General features: G+C 47.3%; 22 protein-coding genes and 1 riboswitch. Of the genes, 2 read left to right on the forward strand and 20 right to left on the reverse strand.

Annotation, left to right across the window (positions count from 1 at the left end):
* Positions 1-9 precede the first annotated feature (9 nt).
* Positions 10-711: a class I SAM-dependent methyltransferase gene (locus VP472_RS15820; protein WP_146275457.1), complete on the reverse strand. Its 702-nt coding sequence runs from the start codon at positions 709-711 to the stop codon at positions 10-12.
* A gap of 77 nt (positions 712-788) precedes the next feature.
* Between VP472_RS15820 and VP472_RS15825 the strand changes: the two genes are divergently transcribed.
* Together VP472_RS15825 and csn are read left to right on the forward strand one after the other, a co-directional pair.
* A complete protein-coding gene (locus VP472_RS15825; RefSeq protein WP_146275459.1) occupies positions 789-1,250 on the forward strand; it encodes a DUF2691 family protein in 462 nt (153 codons plus the stop codon).
* A 135-nt stretch (positions 1,251-1,385) separates the two neighbouring features.
* Positions 1,386-2,222 (forward strand): chitosanase, encoded by an 837-nt coding sequence (csn, locus tag VP472_RS15830; protein ID WP_058906335.1) that lies wholly within the window; start codon positions 1,386-1,388, stop codon positions 2,220-2,222.
* Positions 2,223-2,257: 35 nt separating this feature from the next.
* Here the strand turns inward: csn and sufB are convergent, their stop codons facing one another.
* The 19 genes from sufB to VP472_RS15925 form a co-directional block, all read right to left on the reverse strand.
* Positions 2,258-3,655, reverse strand: coding sequence for a Fe-S cluster assembly protein SufB (sufB, locus tag VP472_RS15835; RefSeq protein WP_007410090.1), 1,398 nt, complete (start codon positions 3,653-3,655; stop codon positions 2,258-2,260).
* A 19-nt stretch (positions 3,656-3,674) separates the two neighbouring features.
* Positions 3,675-4,118 (reverse strand): Fe-S cluster assembly sulfur transfer protein SufU, encoded by a 444-nt coding sequence (sufU, locus tag VP472_RS15840; RefSeq protein ID WP_003151877.1) that lies wholly within the window; start codon positions 4,116-4,118, stop codon positions 3,675-3,677.
* A complete protein-coding gene (gene sufS, locus VP472_RS15845) occupies positions 4,108-5,328 on the reverse strand; it encodes a cysteine desulfurase SufS (protein WP_146275461.1) in 1,221 nt (406 codons plus the stop codon). Before sufS ends, sufU begins: the two co-directional genes overlap by 11 nt.
* Entirely contained in the window at positions 5,328-6,641 is a 1,314-nt protein-coding gene (gene sufD / locus VP472_RS15850; protein WP_003151874.1) for a Fe-S cluster assembly protein SufD, read from the reverse strand. Before sufD ends, sufS begins: the two co-directional genes overlap by 1 nt.
* A gap of 17 nt (positions 6,642-6,658) precedes the next feature.
* Entirely contained in the window at positions 6,659-7,444 is a 786-nt protein-coding gene (gene sufC, locus VP472_RS15855) for a Fe-S cluster assembly ATPase SufC (protein ID WP_003151872.1), read from the reverse strand.
* Between the two features lie 176 nt (positions 7,445-7,620).
* Positions 7,621-7,773: a YuzK family famiily protein gene (locus tag VP472_RS15860; RefSeq protein WP_003151857.1), complete on the reverse strand. Its 153-nt coding sequence runs from the start codon at positions 7,771-7,773 to the stop codon at positions 7,621-7,623.
* A 192-nt stretch (positions 7,774-7,965) separates the two neighbouring features.
* Positions 7,966-8,343, reverse strand: a complete 378-nt coding sequence (locus tag VP472_RS15865; protein ID WP_031306536.1) for a carboxymuconolactone decarboxylase family protein — start codon at positions 8,341-8,343, stop codon at positions 7,966-7,968.
* A 92-nt stretch (positions 8,344-8,435) separates the two neighbouring features.
* On the reverse strand, positions 8,436-9,251 hold the full coding sequence (gene metQ, locus VP472_RS15870) for a methionine ABC transporter substrate-binding lipoprotein MetQ (RefSeq protein WP_012118382.1): 816 nt from the start codon (positions 9,249-9,251) through the stop codon (positions 8,436-8,438).
* Positions 9,252-9,264: 13 nt separating this feature from the next.
* A complete protein-coding gene (locus VP472_RS15875) occupies positions 9,265-9,933 on the reverse strand; it encodes a methionine ABC transporter permease (RefSeq protein WP_003151851.1) in 669 nt (222 codons plus the stop codon).
* Complete coding sequence (gene metN, locus VP472_RS15880) at positions 9,926-10,951, reverse strand: methionine ABC transporter ATP-binding protein MetN (RefSeq protein ID WP_003151850.1); 1,026 nt, start codon at positions 10,949-10,951, stop codon at positions 9,926-9,928. Before metN ends, VP472_RS15875 begins: the two co-directional genes overlap by 8 nt.
* 105 nt (positions 10,952-11,056) lie before the next feature.
* A riboswitch (SAM riboswitch) is annotated at positions 11,057-11,163 on the reverse strand.
* A gap of 110 nt (positions 11,164-11,273) precedes the next feature.
* A complete protein-coding gene (locus tag VP472_RS15885; RefSeq protein WP_003151848.1) occupies positions 11,274-11,624 on the reverse strand; it encodes an SCP2 sterol-binding domain-containing protein in 351 nt (116 codons plus the stop codon).
* A gap of 96 nt (positions 11,625-11,720) precedes the next feature.
* Entirely contained in the window at positions 11,721-12,041 is a 321-nt protein-coding gene (locus tag VP472_RS15890) for a thioredoxin family protein (RefSeq protein WP_003151847.1), read from the reverse strand.
* A gap of 2 nt (positions 12,042-12,043) precedes the next feature.
* On the reverse strand, positions 12,044-12,409 hold the full coding sequence (locus VP472_RS15895) for a toprim domain-containing protein (protein ID WP_017418962.1): 366 nt from the start codon (positions 12,407-12,409) through the stop codon (positions 12,044-12,046).
* A gap of 69 nt (positions 12,410-12,478) precedes the next feature.
* Positions 12,479-12,715: a YusG family protein gene (locus tag VP472_RS15900; RefSeq protein WP_003151845.1), complete on the reverse strand. Its 237-nt coding sequence runs from the start codon at positions 12,713-12,715 to the stop codon at positions 12,479-12,481.
* 54 nt (positions 12,716-12,769) lie between these two features.
* The gene (gene gcvH, locus VP472_RS15905; RefSeq protein ID WP_102422532.1) at positions 12,770-13,153 is read right to left on the reverse strand and encodes a glycine cleavage system protein GcvH; all 384 of its coding nucleotides are present in this window, start codon (positions 13,151-13,153) and stop codon (positions 12,770-12,772) included.
* 59 nt (positions 13,154-13,212) lie between these two features.
* Positions 13,213-13,569, reverse strand: a complete 357-nt coding sequence (locus VP472_RS15910; protein WP_003151843.1) for an arsenate reductase family protein — start codon at positions 13,567-13,569, stop codon at positions 13,213-13,215.
* A 113-nt stretch (positions 13,570-13,682) separates the two neighbouring features.
* Entirely contained in the window at positions 13,683-15,467 is a 1,785-nt protein-coding gene (locus tag VP472_RS15915; RefSeq protein ID WP_077722803.1) for an acyl-CoA dehydrogenase family protein, read from the reverse strand.
* Between the two features lie 19 nt (positions 15,468-15,486).
* Complete coding sequence (locus VP472_RS15920; protein ID WP_003151841.1) at positions 15,487-16,662, reverse strand: acetyl-CoA C-acetyltransferase; 1,176 nt, start codon at positions 16,660-16,662, stop codon at positions 15,487-15,489.
* Positions 16,663-16,672: 10 nt separating this feature from the next.
* The gene (locus VP472_RS15925; protein ID WP_077722804.1) at positions 16,673-19,042 is read right to left on the reverse strand and encodes a 3-hydroxyacyl-CoA dehydrogenase/enoyl-CoA hydratase family protein; all 2,370 of its coding nucleotides are present in this window, start codon (positions 19,040-19,042) and stop codon (positions 16,673-16,675) included.
* Positions 19,043-19,129 lie beyond the last annotated feature (87 nt).

Here is a 19,129-nt window from a genome sequence, read left to right on the forward strand (position 1 = left end):
TTATTTATTTTAACAAATGGAGCGCCCGGTTCCTACCGGAGTCCTGACGGCGACAATGAGTTTTGAAAACGGAAACGTATAATAAAAGGAATACGTTCTTGTGTGAAAGCCGTTTTCCTCAAGAATTGCTCTGTATTGTGATGTATTTTTTATATCTGACACGGCCAATGTGCCGCCAGGCTTCAGCACCCTCACCATTTCCATGATCGCCCGTTCCCTCTCTTTTCTGCCTGAAATGTTGTGTACGGTAAAATGCGAAATGACAAGGTCAAACGTTTTATCAGGAAACGGCATGGCTTGCGCGAGTCCGTCATACAAATCAATTTCCGGCGCTCCTTCTGCCTGTCTGTTCTTTTCAAATGCGTCTCTTCCGTTTCCGCCCAGATCCCAGCTTGACCATTTGTCAATCGCTGAGACGTCAGCGCCTTTTTGTGCCGCGGCGATGGCTAGCAGCCCCCGTCCCGTCCCAATATCAAGCACTTTCATGTCCGGCTTTAACCCGGAAAGCGCAAGAATGCGATGGCGGTGTGAAAGTTTAATGGCCGTTGAATACAAGAGCATCCAAAGACCGAGCAATAAAAACAAGGTGCCCGTCAGCCAGCCCCAGTAAGGAGGAATCATACCGCATAACGTGCCTGCGGCATAAAGGAGCGCAAGAAAGATAAATCCAAACGCTCCATAAGGCGCATCAATTCCGTATCGTGTTGTCATAACACTCACCCCTTTCAATATTTATCCAAATGGTATACCATATTATTCCAGCAAAAGCCGAAAGGAGATACGACCATATGAAACGCGGCATTACTTTTGACATCCCAAATGAAATCGGACGGTTTGCGGCAGACATATTAAAACCGTTCCCCATCTCTTCCTATACATGGTTTATCGGTGACGGAGAGGCGTATACTGAATTCAATGAAGACACCGATACAGACCTGTTTCCGCAAAATCAGCGCATCATTCAGGGTCAAGAACTCCGTCAGCGTCTGGAAGGAGACCCTTATTATATGATTTTTGCTGAATTGAAAGCTTTCCCGAGCGGGATGGTAACGGAAATCAATACGTATGAGGAATATTTGGATAGTTCCTGTGAACTTGTGCTTCTCATCGCAGATTGCTCGTATGTAACGTTATATTGCAAAGATCCGGACATGCTCGAAGCCCTTTTTCAGCAGGCTGTACAATGCGGGTTTCACCGCGTTGACTATGTTACAGATGAGAATGACGCGAGAACGGGATTGTCTGTCTGATGAAGGTGCGTTCTTTTTATGAAGCGCCTGATAGGGCTTAGGATTCAAAATATTGACAAATTCATGTGTTTTCAACAAAAAAACAACCCCTCATGTATACTGAGTGTGTAACTTACATATGAAAGGGGTATGGCAATGAAAATCAGTTTGAAGAAAAAAGCAGGTTTTTGGAAGAAGACGGCGGTTTCATCTCTTATTTTCACCCTGTTTTTTACCCTGATGATGAGCGGTACGGTTTTTGCGGCCGGGCTGAATAAGGATCAGAAGCGCCGGGCGGAACAGCTGACCAGCATCTTTGAAAACGGAAAGACGGAAATCCAATACGGCTATGTTGAAGCATTGGATGACGGAAGAGGTTACACCTGCGGGCGGGCCGGCTTTACGACGGCTACCGGAGATGCGCTGGAAGTAGTCGAAGTATACACGAAAGCGGTGCCGAATAACAAATTGAAAAAGTATTTGCCTGAATTGCGCCGTCTTGCGAAGGACGAAAGCGATGACATCAGCAATCTGAAAGGATTCGCTTCTGCCTGGCGCTCACTTGGCAATGATAAAGCCTTCCGCGCTGCCCAGGATAAGGTAAATGACAGCTTGTATTATCAGCCGGCGATGAAACGTTCAGAAAATGCCGGACTGAAAACGGCCTTGGCCAAAGCGGTGATGTACGATACGGTGATTCAGCATGGTGACGGTGATGATCCAGACTCCTTTTATGCCCTGATTAAACGCACGAACAAAAAAATGGGCGGGTCACCGAAAGACGGAACGGACGAGAAGAAATGGCTCAATAAATTCTTGGATGTGCGCTATGACGATCTGATGAATCCGTCAGATGAGGACACCCAGGATGAATGGAGAGAATCGGTTGCCCGAGTCGACGTTTTCCGCGATATTGTCAAAGAGAAGAACTACAATTTAAACGGGCCGATTCATGTCCGGTCAAGCGAATACGGAAATTTCACTATTCAATAAATAAAAAAACCCCGCCATATGGCGGGGTTTTACTATTAACCGATGGAGCCTTCCATTTCGAACTTAATCAAACGGTTCATTTCAACTGCGTATTCCATCGGAAGTTCTTTTGTGAATGGCTCGATGAAGCCCATAACGATCATTTCTGTTGCTTCTTCTTCAGAAATACCGCGGCTCATCAAGTAGAAAAGCTGTTCTTCAGAAACTTTTGATACTTTCGCTTCGTGCTCCAATGAAATGTTGTCGTTCAGGATTTCATTGTAAGGGATTGTATCAGAAGTTGATTTGTTATCCATAATGAGCGTATCACACTCGATGTTTGAACGGGCGCCGTCCGCTTTCCGTCCGAAGTGGACGATACCGCGGTATGTTACTTTTCCGCCCTGTTTCGAAATCGATTTTGATACGATTGTGGATGACGTATTCGGTGCAAGGTGAATCATTTTCGCACCTGCGTCCTGATGCTGTCCTTTGCCCGCAAGAGCGATAGAGAGCGTCATGCCGCGCGCGCCCTCACCTTTCAGAATGACAGCCGGATATTTCATCGTCAATTTAGAACCGATGTTTCCGTCAACCCATTCCATTGTCGCGTTTTCTTCACAAACCGTACGTTTCGTTACTAAGTTGTAAACGTTGTTCGCCCAGTTTTGAATTGTTGTATAACGGCAGTAGCCGCCTTTTTTGACGATGATTTCAACAACCGCGCTGTGAAGCGAGTTTGTTGTGTACACAGGAGCCGTACAGCCCTCTACGTAATGAACGCTTGCTTCTTCGTCAACGATGATCAGCGTACGTTCGAACTGACCCATGTTTTCAGAGTTGATGCGGAAGTAAGCTTGAAGCGGTGTTTCAACCTTCACGCCTTTAGGCACGTAGATGAAAGATCCGCCGGACCAAACAGCTGAGTTCAGCGCCGCAAACTTGTTATCAGTCGGCGGAATGACTTTCGCCCAGTGCTCGCGGAAAATGTCTTCATTTTCTTTCAGCGCGCTGTCTGTGTCTTTGAAGACGATGCCTTGCTCTTCAAGATCTTCTTTCATATTGTGGTAAACAACTTCGGATTCATACTGTGCAGAAACACCGGCAAGGTATTTTTGCTCAGCTTCAGGAATACCGAGTTTGTCGAATGTCTGTTTAATTTCCTCAGGCACTTCATCCCAAGAACGCTCTGAACGCTCAGACGGTTTTACGTAGTACGTAATTTCGTCAAAGTTTAAAGAGTTTAAATCCCCGCCCCACTGCGGCATCGGCATGTTGTAGAAATGCTCAAGAGATTTCAGGCGGAAATCAAGCATCCATTGAGGCTCTTCTTTCATGCGTGAAATTTCTTCTACGATTTCTTTTGTCAATCCGCGCTCTGAACGGAAAATGGAAACGTCCTTATCGTGAAAACCGTACTTGTATTCACCAATTTCAGGCATTTTTTTAGCCATCCATTTTCACTCCAATCTTTTAATTGCCGCCTTTTTCGCCAGCGACTCCTTTTTCAAGTGCTTTCCATGAAAGGGTGGCACATTTAATCCGGGCCGGGAATTTCGAAACGCCTTGAAGGGCTTCAATATCCCCGAGATCTATTGAGTCGTCATACTCTTTCCCTTGCATCATGTCTGAGAAAATCTTAGACATGGAAAGGGCGGTATCAATATCTTTTCCTTTAATCGCCTGCGTCATCATGGAAGCTGAAGCCATGGAGATGGAACAGCCTTCCCCTTCAAACTTCGCTTCCTGAACGGTATCGCCGTCAAGCTTCATTGTCAGTCTGATCCGGTCGCCGCAAGTCGGGTTGTTCATATCGACGACGATGCTGTCATCCAAAACCCCTTTGTTGCGCGGATTTTTGTAATGATCCATGATCACTTGTCTGTATAATGTATCTAAATTTGCATTAAAAGACATTTGTAAAGTACTCCTTTGTCTTTTGGAGGGCTTCCGCGAGCTTATCGATCTCTTCCTCTGTATTATACAGATAAAAACTCGCTCTCGCAGTAGCAGATACATCCAGCCATTTCATGAGCGGCTGGGCGCAGTGATGGCCGGCTCTGACCGCAATGCCCTCAGCATCGAGGACAGTCGCGACATCATGAGGGTGAACCTCATCAAGATTAAATGTCACAAGTCCCGCCCGCTCTTTCGGACCGTATACCGTCACGCCGTCCAGCTGCTCGAAACGGTCAAGCGCATAGGCTGCAAGCTTATGCTCATGCCGGGAAATCTCGTCGAGTCCGAGCTCTTCAAGAAAATCAATCGCGGCTCCCAATCCGATCGCGCCTGCGATAATCGGCGTGCCTGCTTCAAATTTCCACGGAAGCTCTTTCCAAGTTGATTCATAAAGCCCTACAAAGTCGATCATTTCGCCGCCAAATTCGGCCGGCTCCATATTCTCAAGCAGTTCTTTCTTGCCGTACAGCACGCCGATTCCCGTCGGGCCGCACATTTTATGGGAAGAAAGCGCGAAGAAGTCGCAATCCAGGTCCTGAACGTCGATTTTCATGTGCGGTGTGCTCTGCGCCCCGTCCACCACGATGACCGCGCCATTGTCATGAGCGATTTTGGCGATCTCTTTTATCGGGTTGATCGTGCCGAGCACGTTTGACACATGAGCGACTGCCACGATCTTCGTATGGCTTGTGACAGTCTGCCGGACGTCGTCCAGCGAAAGCGTGCCGTCTTCCTGCATCGGGATATATTTTAAAGTCGCGCCGGTTGCTTTTACTGCCTGCTGCCACGGAATGATATTCGCATGATGCTCCATTTGGGTGATGACCACTTCATCACCAGGTTTTAAGCTGGCGCGGGCATAGCTCAGCGCCACTATATTCAGTGAAGTTGTCGTACCTTTTGTGAAAATGACCTCAGCCATTGACTTCGCATTGATAAACTTACGGACTTTTTCACGCGCACCTTCATAGCCGTCTGTCGCTCTCGTGCCAAGAGTATGAACGCCTCTGTGGACATTGGAATTGTATTTGCTGTAATACTGATCCACTGCTTCAATGACAGCCCGCGGCTTCTGGGAAGTCGCCGCGCTGTCAAGGTACACGAGGTCATGTCCGTTCACTTGCTGATGAAGGATCGGGAACTGTTCACGAATATCGGTGATATTCATTATTTTACTTTCCTTTCGATGACGGAGACGAGCTGTTTCTTAACTCCTTCAATCGGAAGCTCTTTTACCACCGGAGCAAGGAATCCGTAAATGACTAAGCGCTCCGCTTCTTCTTTCGGAATTCCGCGGCTCATTAAGTAGTAAAGCTGGATCGGGTCCACACGGCCGACAGATGCCGCATGTCCTGCAGTTACATCGTCTTCATCAATTAAGAGAATCGGGTTTGCATCTCCGCGTGCTTTTTCACTCAGCATCAGGACGCGGGATTCCTGTTCAGCGTTTGCTTTAGACGCGCCGTGCTCGATTTTGCCGATTCCGTTAAAGATGGAAGATGCGGCATCTTTCATGACTCCGTGCTTCAGGATATAACCTTCAGAAGCCTTACCGAAGTGGATGATCTGCGTCGTAAAGTTTTCCGTCTGTTCTCCTCTTCCGACAACTACGGTTTTCGTATCGCCGTATGTGCCGTCTCCGTAGAGGTTTGTCGTATTTTCAGAAATCGTGTCGCCGTCGTTCATCAGTCCGAGCGCCCACTCGATTTTGCTGTCGCGTCCGCGCGCGGCTCCGCGGCGGTTGACGTATGTTGTGACACCTGCTGACAGGTTGTCAACGGCGCCGTACGTCACGCTGGCATTATCACCTGTGACCACTTCACTGATAATGTTGAATACCGCTTCTTTCGGATTCACCGTGCTGATGTAGTTCTCAACGTAAGTGACGGAGCTGTGGTCTTCAGCGACGATCAGCACGTGGTTGAACAATGCCGTGTCATTGCTTTCATGAACGTAAACGGCCTGAACAGGCGTCTCCACCTGAACGTTTTTAGGAACATAAAGGAATGCCCCGCCGTTCATTAATGCCGCATGAAGCGCAGTCAGTTTATGTTCGTCGACCTTAACGCCGTCTTTCATGAAATACTTCTCAACGAGGTCGCTGTGCTCACGGGCAGCCGTTAAGATGTCCGTGAAAATGACGCCTTTGTCTTTCAGTTCTTTGGAAAGAGAAAGGAAAGCTGGCGTTTGGTCACGCTGCACATATAATGTTTTGTCTTCGTTTTCGATATCGATCAGCGCTTTTGCTTCATCAGCTAAATCTTCTAAAGAAGCAAGCGGCGCGTTTTCTACTGTATGCTTGTTGAACTTTGTAAAGTTCCAATTTGTGATTTTTGTTTTATCAGGCTTAGGCAGCGGCAGATCTTCAGCTTTTTCAAGAGCCTGTAAGCGCAGGTTTTTCAGCCAGGCAGGTTCTTGATGCTTTTCGGAAAAGCCTTTGACATATTCCTGATCTACGGATAGTTTCGTTTCCAATGTCATGATTATCCCCCTAACGCTTACGCTTCTTGGCCTACAGTTTCGTCTTCAATGCCTAGTTCTTGTTTAATCCAGTCATAACCTTCCGCTTCAAGGCGCTGTGCAAGCTCCGCGCCGCCGGATTTCACTACGCGTCCCTGCATCATAACGTGAACGACATCAGGCGTGATGTAGTTCAGAAGGCGCTGGTAGTGAGTGATCATTAAGCAGCCGAAGTTTTCGCTGCGCATTTTGTTGATTCCTTTAGAAACGACTTTAAGCGCATCGATATCAAGACCTGAATCGATCTCGTCAAGAATGGCGATTTTCGGCTCGATCATCATAAGCTGAAGGATTTCGTTGCGTTTTTTCTCCCCGCCTGAGAAACCTTCGTTCAGGTAACGCTGCGCCATTTCAGGGTCCATTTCAAGGAACTCCATGTTTTCGTCCATTTTGCGGATGAATTTCATAAGAGAAATTTCATCGCCTTCTTCACGGCGTGCGTTAATCGCAGAGCGAAGGAAATCGGCATTTGTCACACCGCTGATTTCGCTTGGATACTGCATCGCAAGGAAAAGACCCGCCTGAGCGCGCTCGTCCACTTCCATTTCCAGTACATCTTTGCCGTCAAGCGTGATGCTGCCTTTTGTAACTTCGTATTTCGGGTGTCCCATAATCGCTGCTGAGAGCGTGGATTTACCGGTACCGTTCGGCCCCATGACAGCGTGGAATTCGCCGCCTTTTATTTCAAGGTTTACACCTTTTAAGATCTCTTTTCCTTCGATTTCAACGTGAAGATCCTTGATCGTTAATGTTGAAGCAGCCATATCTATACCTCCAAAATATATAATCATTATTCTCAATTTATTCTCATTCTAATTTTATAACAAATGAAAAGTAAATACAACTTTTTATATTACCCGGAACATTCCTAAAGTTTATCAAAGATCAAGGCGTAATTAAAGCTGTTTGAAACAGAAAAAGGGCGGAAATCCACCCTTTTTTACTGACCGATTTTCTCATTAAGCTGCGCTGCGAGGAACTTGCTTTTTTGATATTCAAGCTCCCTCTGCCGTTCGACTTCCATCCTTTTTGAAAGACGCCGTCCGTATTCCTCGTAGCCGATGCCGTGTGACTTCTGCATCGCTTTTTCCATTTCAGGCGTATAGTCAAGGTCCAGTCTCTCGTGGCTGGTGCAGATAATGAATCAATCCCTTCATATATTTGTTTCTATTGTAACAATGATCCGCTGCTCCGGCCAAAGAGTGTGTGCCCCTGAATCCTTTCGAATGTGCCGGAAACCGGCGCTCGCTTTATCTGAAAAACGGTATTCACACGATTGCTCATTCTAATGCGTCGTATGTCCGAATTCCTGAATACACTGCTGCACGAGGGTCACTCCCTGACTGAGAGCCGCGCCGCCCCCGAATGCCGCCGCGACGCTGATGACCTCAAGGATGTTTTCTTCTGTGGCCCCTTGGTCAAGGCAGCCCTTCGTATGATAAATCATGCAAAATTCATCTTGAGCGCTGATGCTGATGCCCAGAGCGATTAATTGTTTCTCTTTTTCAGTTAATGAATCCGCTGAGAAACACTGCTCAGTAAATTCATTAAACTTCCGCCCCATCATCGGCATTTTTTGCTCGAATATGCCTAAACCTTCTTTATATTGTTTCAATGCGTCATGCACGCTTTTTCCGTTATCCTGGTATTGAGCCACTGCCATTCCCTCCAATCGTTAACCTTCCTTTTTATTATGGACAGTTCTCCGATTAATACCCGAAAAAAACCCCGGATGATTCATCCGGGGTTTTCGCTTTATTCAGATACGGGAAGCACGGCTCCGTCGTATTTTTTCTCAATAAAGTCTTTGATTTTCTTAGAATGAAGCACTTCCATAAGCGCTTTGATTTTCTCTGATTTTTCGTCACCTTTGCGTACGGCGATGATGTTTGCGTACGGGTTGTTTTTCGTTGATTCCACTTGAATCGCATCTTTTAACGGATTCAGTTTGTTTTGAATCGCATAATTGACGTTAATGAAGACTGCATCGCCTTCTTCTTCATTATATGCTTTCGCCGTTAATTCAGGGGCGATTTTTTTGAATGTCAGGTTTTTCGGGTTTTTCGTAATGTTTTTCGTCGTCGCTTCAATCGTTTTTACCTTCGGATCAAGTGTGATCAGTCCGGCTTTTTCAAGCATCGCCAGCATACGGCCTTGTTCAGCGACATTGTTAGTCATGATGATGGTCGCGCCTTTAGGCAGGTCTTTCAGTGATTTGTATTTTTTCGTGTAAATTCCGAATGGCTCAAGGTGAACGGCTCCGGCATTCACGAGTTTGTAATCTTTATTTTCTTTCATTTCCTGTTCAAGGTAAGGAACGTGCTGGAAGTAGTTCGCATCCACTTCATTATCAGCTAACGCTTTGTTGTACATTTTGTAATCGTTCAGCACTTTTACTTTTAATGTGTAGCCTTTTTCCTTCAAGAGCGGTTCCGCTTCTTTTAAGATTTCAGCATGCGGTGTTTTTGTCGCGGCGACGACGATTTCCTTTTTATTCGAGCCGTTTGATCCGCAGGCGGCTAAAACTCCCGCGAACACAAGCAGCAGCGCACTTAATACAATCTTTTTCAATGTAAATCCTCCCTTATCTTTTGTCTATTATATTTGTAATTACATCACCGATAATCTGAATGATAAAGACGATGATGAGTATAAATACTGTCGCTACAAACGTTACATCCGTATTATTGGACTGGTAGCCTTCTACATATGCAAGGTTTCCGAGTCCGCCTGAACCGATAGCGCCGGCAATGGCGGTAGATCCGATCAGGGCGATGGCCGTAACGGTGATGCCTGAAATTAACGCAGGCATTGATTCAGGAATCAGCACTTTGAAGATAATCGTCGATGTCTTTGCTCCCATTGATCTGGCAGCTTCGATGACTCCTTTATCGACTTCCCGGAGCGCAATTTCCGCAAGACGGGCGTAAAACGGCGCGGAGCCGATAATCAGCGCCGGCAATGCGGCGTTCGGTCCTAAAATCGATCCGACCAAAATCTTAGTAAAGCCGAGAAGCAGAATAATTAAAATAAGAAACGGAATAGACCTGAAAATATTAACGACCGCCGCAATCACGGTGTTAATGATTTTATTTTCCCATAAGCTTCCCTTGCCCGTTAAAAAGAGCAGAAGACCGAGAATCGCTCCGATGATAAATGAAAAAACTAAAGCGATAACCGTCATATAAAGGGTCTCGTATGTGGCCGTCCACAGCTCGGTTATATCAACGTTCGGGAACCATTTTTCAAACATTTGTGATCACCTCTGCTTCTACCTGTTTGTCTTTGATGAACCGGATCACGTTTTCTACTTCTTTTTCCTGACCGTCAATATGAATGAATAATGAACCGTAGGCTCCGTCCTTCGTCTGTGAAATTTTCCCCTGCAGAATATTGACGTCCACATCAAAGTTTCGGATCATTTCCGTAATGAGGGGCTGCTCGGCGGCCTGCCCGACAAATGAAAGCTGAATCGTTTTTCCTGTCGCTGTTTCCTGCAGAAAATGCTGGATGGTTTCTTTCGTCTCCTCCGGTTCTGTCACCTGCTGAACGAAACGCTTGGTCATCGGTTCGCGCGGGTTTCTGAAAACTTGGAGTACTTCGCCTTCTTCAACGACTTTCCCGTTTTCCATGACGGCGACTCTGTTGCAGATTTTTCGGATGACGTGCATTTCATGGGTAATGAGCACGATCGTCAGACCGAGTCTGTCATTTATATCGGATAAAAGATCCAAAATTGAATCGGTCGTCTGCGGATCGAGCGCTGATGTCGCTTCATCGCACAGAAGGACTTTCGGATTATTGGCGAGCGCCCGGGCGATGCCGACACGCTGCTTTTGACCGCCGCTCAGCTGCGACGGATAAGATTTTTCTTTCCCCTCTAATCCGACCAGTTTAATCAATTCATCAGCGCGGCGGACCCGTTCGCTTTTTTTCACGCCGGCGATTTCCAGCGGGAACATAATGTTCTCCCGGACGGTGCGCGACCACAAAAGGTTAAAATGCTGGAAGATCATGCTGATTTCCTGGCGCGCTTTTCTCAGCCCGCGGCTGCTTACTTTATTTAATTCCGTCCCCGCGACTTCCACGGTTCCCGACGTCGGCTTTTCAAGGCCGTTCAGGAGACGGATTAAGGAACTTTTACCAGCTCCGCTATATCCTATAATTCCAAATATTTCGCCCTTTTTGATATCAAGAGTGACATCTTGGACAGCATTGACATCCCCATGCTTCGCTTTGTAAATTTTTGAAACATTTTGAAGATGGATCAAAGCAATCACCCGCCTTACACTATTCTAAGAAATCTTCCGGGTTTCTCCGCAAAAGAAAAGCCTTTCTGCAAAAATGAGCAGAAAGGCTTATTGAAAAAGGCCTTTCTCTCATCTTTCAAAGCAGACCGCTTCGAGTGAATTGGCACCATTTCAACATTGTTGATGGTTGCCGGGCTTCATAGGGCACTTCCCTCCACCTCTCTTGATAAGAGAAAACATATCGTATTTTCGTCCGGAAATTCTTACTGTAGAATAGCACGGCGAATGATAAAAAGTCAATAAAATAAATATTGGAAGCTATTGTCACATAGTAGATTGGCAGTTACGGCCGTTTACTGATCGCCTGAAAAAATCCGTTTGTCAGCCAGAGGATGGCCTCCAGCTTCAGCAGGGCTCTGAATGATCCTTTCACTTTGAGTTTTCCGCTTTGGATAAGCTTTTGCAAAGAGACATCACCATGCAGGAGATGGATGATTTCCGTCTGGTTTCCGTAAAAGGTCAAATTAGATTTCTCCTTTGAAGCCGACGTTTTTCTCATTTCTCCCTGTCCGTTAATTGAGACCGTTAAGGCTTCTGTTTCTCCTTGGAATGTAATCAGCAGCGTTGAGGCATTTAATAGCGGTTTCAAAAACAGATGCTGTCCGTCATTCTCTGAAACTTCTATTTTCTCCACTCGTATAACCTCCCGTTTTAATGGCCATACATACACTTTCTCTTTTTAACGGACAGAACCCTTTATAAACCGCACGACATTTTCCTGTAAATATTGTCACATCGGGAACGTTTGCGATGTTTTTTGTTTAATCAGCTCATATAAATAGGAAACGGAGCGGAAGGCGTATCCTTTCTCAACAAGCTCTCCGCCTTTAAACAGCAAAAAGCACGGAACGCTTTCAATCTGATAGGCTTTGGCGAATGCGGGGGAATAATTCACGTTGTTTTTATAGAAGGCGGCGCCGGGCAGCATTTCTTCGACGACAGTAAGCATTTTGGACGCCAGCTGGCATGTGCCGCAAAACGGGGTGTACAAATACAGGAGATAAACGTCATCCTGAATCGATTCGAGTTCATTTTCTTGGAGTTCTTTCATGATTACCACCTCAGGTCGTTCTTTTTCAAAAATACAGTGTCAGCATCAAAGCCGGCTCTGATCAGCACAGATGCGAGATGATGGCCCGGGCACGACTCGACTTGCCTGTATGTTCTGTCTATATAAATATGGCGCGCTTCGGGAAGCTCCCGTTTCAGCTGTTTTCTTAGTTTATCTCCGGAGTCATCTGCGTCCGTTAAAATATAGACGTCTCTGTCAAACAGGCGGTCCGCCAAATCTTCCAGTTCGGTTTGGCCGATCGTCCCGTTTGTACAGACGATTTCCGCGGGTTCGATGAGCACTTCCCTGACTTTGATTTTATCAGATTTCCCTTCTACGATAATGACCTTTTCATCTCCGTTGTACATAAGCGCGTCACCTGCCGATTGTTTTAGCGTCAGATTGAAAAAGAAGGCAGTGAAATTCACCGCCAACTGTTAACACCAGCCATTCTCATAATCGCAATCGACATATTTCGGATCGCTGCCGTTTATGACATCGGCTGTTTTATAAAATTTTTGATTTTCAAATGAAAAGCCCTGTTTGAGCTCGTACTGGTCCATGCCTGTCATCTCGCCGATGGCTTCATTTTCATGAAACAAGGAAAACCGGCCGTTTTGAAAGCGGCCCGTGACGTTCTCCGTCACATCGACCTTTTGTTTATCAAAAGCCATTTTAGACACCTCCCGTTACAGATAGAGTGTCCAAATGGCCCCTTTGCTATCCGATCAGTCTTCCTGTGTCATTTCGTCATATTGCTCAGAAGTCATGAGGTTTTCGATTTCTTCAGCATCAGCCGGTTCCACGACGATCATCCACGCTTTTTCATACGGAGACTCGTTTACGAATTCAGGACTGTCATCAAGGTCTTCGTTCACTTCCGTCACCGTTCCGTTAATCGGTGCGTACAGTTCGGATACGGTTTTGACGGATTCCACGCTGCCGAATGGCTCGTCCGCTTTAATTTCGGCGCCGACTTCCGGAAGCTCGACAAATACGATGTCGCCAAGTTCGGCTTGCGCGAAATGTGTAATCCCGATACGGGCTTTTCCGCCCTCAACTTTGACCCATTCGTGCTCTTTGGAATAACGCATATCTTTCGGTGTGCTCATCTAAATCCCTCCATTTTTTTCTTATAATAAGAAGATACCATAATTCTTTGAACCTGGCATTACATCCAATATTTTTCGAATTGGTCTTCTTTAAAGCCGACAGTGACTTTTTCGCCGTCTGTCGTAATCGGGCGTTTCAGGAGCATACCGTCTGATGCCAGAAGTTCGAGCTGTTCATCCTCTGACATATGATACAGTTTTTCCTTTAAGTTCAGCTCGCGGTATTTCATTCCGCTCGTGTTGAAAAACTTTTTCAGCTCAAGACCGCTCTTTTCATAGAGGTCTTTAATTTCTTCTTTCGACGGAGTTTCCTCCGCGATATGTATTTCGTTTATTTCCTTACCGCGGTCTTCCAGCCATTTTTTCGCATTACGGCACGTTCCGCATTTAGGGTACCAGTAAAAATTTAACGACATCTTCTTCACCCCTTGTAAATGATCGTCGTTATTTTAACACAATCACTTGTAAAAACCTATAACGTTGCTTCATGAAAAAGCGCCCCTGATGAAGGAGCGCTTTCAGCATGTGATCAGACCGTATATTTTTCTTCACGGAAGACGGCTGCTGCCGCTTCACGTTTTTTCTGAATGAGGTTTTTCGGCGTCAGGCGCGTCAGTTTGCGCAGCACGGAAAGCATCATGCGGAGGGAATCTCCTTCCTCCATGGCGATCAGTGATTCTTTGGCGTGCGCTTCAATGTTCTGAAGGGCTTCCTGGGCAAAGATTTCCGTATATAACAGCTTCTGCGCGGCTTTTTCGGCACCGTCCGCCGCAATTGCTTTTTCCGTTCTGAGGACGGCAGATTCCAAAGCGTACAGCGCGCTGACAATATCGGCAATGTTCACCATGATTTCCTGCTCGCCTTCGATCTCTTTGCCGTATTTCTGCGCCGCGAGACCCGCTGTCAAGAGGGCGATCTTTTTCGCCTGTCTGACAATGTATTTTTCCTGTTCAAGAGGTTCTGAGCCCGGCTCTTCAGGCATCAGCATCATGAGTTCTTCTTGGAGCGCTTTTGCTTTTTCAAAGAGCGGCAGCTGACCTTTTACGGCTTTTTTCAGAAACGTGCTCGTTACGATCAGGCGGTTGATTTCATTTGTGCCTTCAAAAATCCTGTTGATTCTTGAGTCGCGATAGGCGCGCTCCACTTCATATTCCTGCATAAATCCGTAACCGCCGTGAATTTGAACGCCTTCGTCGGCAATGTAATCAAGCGTTTCAGAACCGCACATTTTGTTGAGCGAGCATTCAATCGCGTACTCGGCGATGGACTTCGCGACTTCGCGTCCGTCTTTTTGCTCCTCTTCCGTCAGTCTGCTCATATTATCTTCGAATAAGCCTACTGTTCTGTATACAGAGCTCTCCATGGCGTAAAGCCGGGCTGACATCGTCGCAAGCTTTTCCTGAGTGAGCGTGAAGCTTGCGATCGGCGTTTTAAATTGCCGGCGCTGGTTTGCATAAGCGGCAGACAGCTCAATCACCCGTTTTGAAGCGCCGATTGTGCCGACGGCAAGCTTGTAGCGCCCGATATTCAGAATATTAAAGGCGATGACATGGCCTTTTCCGATTTCGCCGAGAAGATTTTCTTTCGGGACTTCCGCCTGATCTAAAATCAGCGTTCTTGTCGATGAACCCTTAATCCCCATTTTTTTCTCTTCCGGTCCCGTTGATACGCCCGGATAGTTCTTTTCTACGATAAATGCGGAAAATTTATCTCCGTCCACTTTAGCGTAGACGACAAAGACATCTGCAAAGGCGGAGTTTGTAATCCATTGCTTTTCCCCGTTAAGAATATAGTGTGTGCCCGCTTCATTCAAAACAGCCGTCGTTTTCGCGCCAAGGGCATCTGAACCTGAACCGGGCTCAGTTAAGGCGTATGCCGCGATTCTTTGTCCTGAAGCCAAGTCCGGCAAATAGGTTTTTTTCTGTTCTTCCGTTCCGAAGAACACAATCGGCAATGAACCGATACCGACGTGAGCGCCGTAAGATAGCGAAAAGCTGCCGGCACGTGAAAACTTTTCCGTAATGAAGGCTGAACTGATTTTATCCAGGCCGATTCCGCCGTACTCTTCAGGCACGTCTGCTCCGAGGAGGCCGAGATCTCCGGCTTTTTTCAGCAGTCTGACCGAATGCTCGAACTGATGGTTTTCAATTTCATCTATATAAGGAAGCACATCGTTTACGACATAGTCTTCTGTCGTTTTGCCGATCATTTTATGTTCGTCTGTAAAGTCCTCCGGAGTGAATATTTGATCATATCCCGTCTCTTCAATCAGAAAGCTGCCGCCTTTTTTGACGTTGACCGTTTCCTGTTTCATGCTTCGTTTCCCCCTTGTTTTAAATGAGCTCAAATACGCCGGCAGCGCCCATGCCGCCTCCGATGCACATCGTCACCACGCCGAATTGCTCGTTTCTCCGTTTCATTTCATGAATGAGTGACAGGGTCAGCTTCGTCCCCGTGCATCCGAGCGGATGTCCGAGCGCGATGGCGCCTCCGTTGACGTTCACCTTTTCTTCATCAATCCCGAGCGATCTGATGACTTGAATGGCCTGTGAAGCAAAGGCCTCATTCAATTCAAAAAGCCCGATATCCTGTAATTCGAGTCCGGCAAGCTTGAGCGCCCGCGGAATGGCTTCAATCGGACCGATTCCCATTACCTCAGGGGGAACGCCGCCTACGGCAAAGGAACGGAATTTGACTAGCGGCGCCAATCCGAGCGAAGAAGCTTTTTCGCGATCCATCAGCATGACAGCCGCCGCGCCGTCACTTGTTTGTGAAGAGTTCCCGGCCGTCACGGTTCCCGTTTTAGAAAAAGCCGGGCGGAGCTTCGCCAAGACGTCAGCCGATGTGCCGGGGCGCACGCCTTCATCCTGAGAAAAGGTAAATTGTTTTTTCCGCGGCTTATGGTCATCCCCGACTTCTGTCAGCGATACTTCAACCGGCACGATTTCGTCATTGAATTTCCCTTCCTTAAGGGCTTTTGCGGCATTCTGATGGCTGCGGACTGCAAATGCATCCTGATCTTCTCTGGATACCCCGTACGTTTCGGCGACTTGCTCCGCCGTATGCCCCATGCTCATGTAATACTCAGGCGCATGCTCCGCCAAAGCGATATTCGGCCGTGTCACATGCCCCATCATCGGAACTTGCGACATGGATTCCGCACCGCCGGCGATTACGGTGTCGCCCGCGCCGATCATGATTTTTTCCGCACCGTAAGCGATGGACTGGAGTCCGGAAGAGCAGTAGCGGTTCACCGTAATGGCCGGCACTGTATGAGGAAGCCCCGCCAGCGCACCGATATTCCGCGCCATATTTAATCCTTGTTCGGCTTCAGGTGTTGCACATCCGATAATTAAGTCATCGATATTTCCTTCATAGCCGCCTGCCCGTTTCAGCGTTTCTTTTACACAAAGCGCGCCTAAATCATCAGGACGAACGGCTGCAAGCGAGCCTTTTTTCGCTTTACCGACCGGGGTTCTCGCACCGGCCACAATGACTGCTTCTCTCATAAACACCCTCCTAGTTCCGTAAAGGTTTGCCTTTGACGAGCATATGCTGCATTCTCGCTTGAGATTTCGCCTCGCCAGCGAGGCTTAAAAAGGCTTCTCTTTCAATCTCGAGTAAATATTCTTCTGAAACCTCCGTGCCGAACGGGACTCTTCCGCCGGCAATGACATGGGCCAGCTTCTTCGCAATCTTCATATCGTGATCGGATAAATAACCCGACCGTCTCATTTGGTCTGCTCCGAGCAGTAATGCCGCACAGCCGGTTTCTCCGGTGACTTTCACTTTTTTGCGGGCAGGCGGACGGTATCCGCTGTCATATAAGGAAGCAGCCAGCTGTTTCGCATCGTGCAGCAGGTGATCCTGATTCATGCTGATACGGTCTGCCGCGGACAAAATCTTCATGTCACGGGCTTCGTGTGCCGAACCGGACACCTTGGCAAGCGCGATTGTTTCGAAGGTTTTAATCGCTGCGTCCATCAGTTCACTTCCGCCGTCCAAATAATTGATGTACAGCTCTTTGTTTCCTCCGCCGCCCGGAATAAGGCCGACGCCGGTTTCAACGAGACCCATATACGATTCGCTCGCCGCCTGAACGCGTGCCGCCGGGAGACAGACTTCCGTACCGCCGCCGAGTGTCATCCCGAATGGCGCCGCTACAACGGGTTTAGCGCTGTATTTGATGTTCAGCATCGTCTGCTGAAAACGGCGGATGACAAAATCGACTTCCATGAAGTTATCATCCTGGGCTTCCATTAAAATCATCGCAAGGTTTGCTCCCGCGCAGAAATGTCTGCCTTGGTTTCCGATGACAAGACCTTTATAATTCCGCTCCGTTTCCTCAAGCGCATTGTCAATCATCTGAATAATGTCTAAGCCGATCGCGTTGCTTTTCGTATGAAATTCCAGCAGCGCGACATCATCGCCGAGATCAATCAGACTTGCGCCGCTGTTTTTAGTGATAACGCCTTTTGTTTCTTTTAACGTTTGCAGGCTGATCCGTTTCGGATTTTCTTTCACAGCCCTGTATTGGCCGTCTGAATAATAAAATTGTGTTCCGTTTTCCTTCATATAAAATGTTTCATGGCCCTGATCAAGCATTTCTTTCACCCAGCCGGGGAGTGCTGCGCCTTCTTCTTCGAGCCGCTCCGCTGATTTTCTGACGCCGATGGCATCCCACATCTCAAACGGTCCGAGCTCCCATCCGAAGCCCCATTTCATGGCGTCATCAATTGCTTTAATATCATCAGCGATCTCACCTAAAAGCCGGGCTGAGTATAAGAGTGTTTGCGATGTGATATTCCAAAGCAGGCGTCCGGCGCGGTCATCGGAATATACAAGCGCTTTCATTTTGCCTTTGGCACCCTTTGCCTGTTTGGCGGCTTCTAAAGCGGGCGTCTTCATTTTCGAGCGCTCACCGTATGTCATGGTCAGCGGATCGAGTTCATATATTGTTTTACCTTCTTTTTTGTAAAATCCTTGGCCTGATTTGCTGCCCAGCCAATTGTTTTTCAGCATGTCATTCATAAATTCAGGAAGCTTAAACATGTCTTTTTCAGCGCCGTCGGCTTTATCATACACATTTTTTGCCACATGAGCGAAAGTATCAAGCCCCACAACGTCAAGGGTTCTGAAGGTCGCGCTTTTCGGTCTGCCGATCAAAGGCCCGGTCACCGTGTCCACCTCGCCGATGCGGCAGCCGGAAGAAAGCATTTCTCTTACCGTGACCAGCAGGCCGTACGTACCGATGCGGTTGGCGATAAAGTTAGGCGTGTCTTTTGCGATGACGACACCTTTCCCAAGCGTGTTTTCTGCAAATGAAGTCATAAACTCCAGCACGTCAGGATCTGTTTCCTGAATCGGAATGATTTCCAGAAGCTTCAAGTAGCGGGCCGGATTAAAGAAATGGGTTCCTAAGAAATGAGCTTTAAAATCGGCAGATCGGCCTTCCGCCATTTTTGTGACGGAGATACCGGACGTATTGCTCGACACGATGCTTCCCGGTTTCCGGTATTCATCAACGAGTGAGAAAATCTGTTTTTTTACGTCAAGATTTTCGACGACGACTTCAATAATCCAATCAGCATCCTTCAATTGAGCTGCGTCATCTTCCAAATTCCCCGCCGTTATATAGTCGAGATTGGCAGCCGAAGTCAGCGGCGCCGGTTTTTGCTTCAGCAGCTTTTGCATGGCCGATCGGCTCAGTCTGCTGCGGACCTCCGGGCTTTCTAATGTCAGCCCTTTTTTCATCTCATCCTTTGTCAGCTCGTTTGGCACAATATCAAGCAGCAGGACGGGAATTCCGATGTTAGCCAAGTGCGCGGCAATTCCGGATCCCATGACGCCTGATCCGAGAACGGCTGCTTTCTTTATAAACTTGTGCATGAGTCATCCCCCTTGAACTTTGAATGAATAGTCATTCATTTTTTCGGCAAAAAAAATGAAACCCTTTTCTTCTTTCATCTTAAAAGA

The organism is Bacillus sp. MT(2024) (genome assembly GCF_036362845.1).
GTDB classification, from domain to species: domain Bacteria; phylum Bacillota; class Bacilli; order Bacillales; family Bacillaceae; genus Bacillus; species Bacillus velezensis.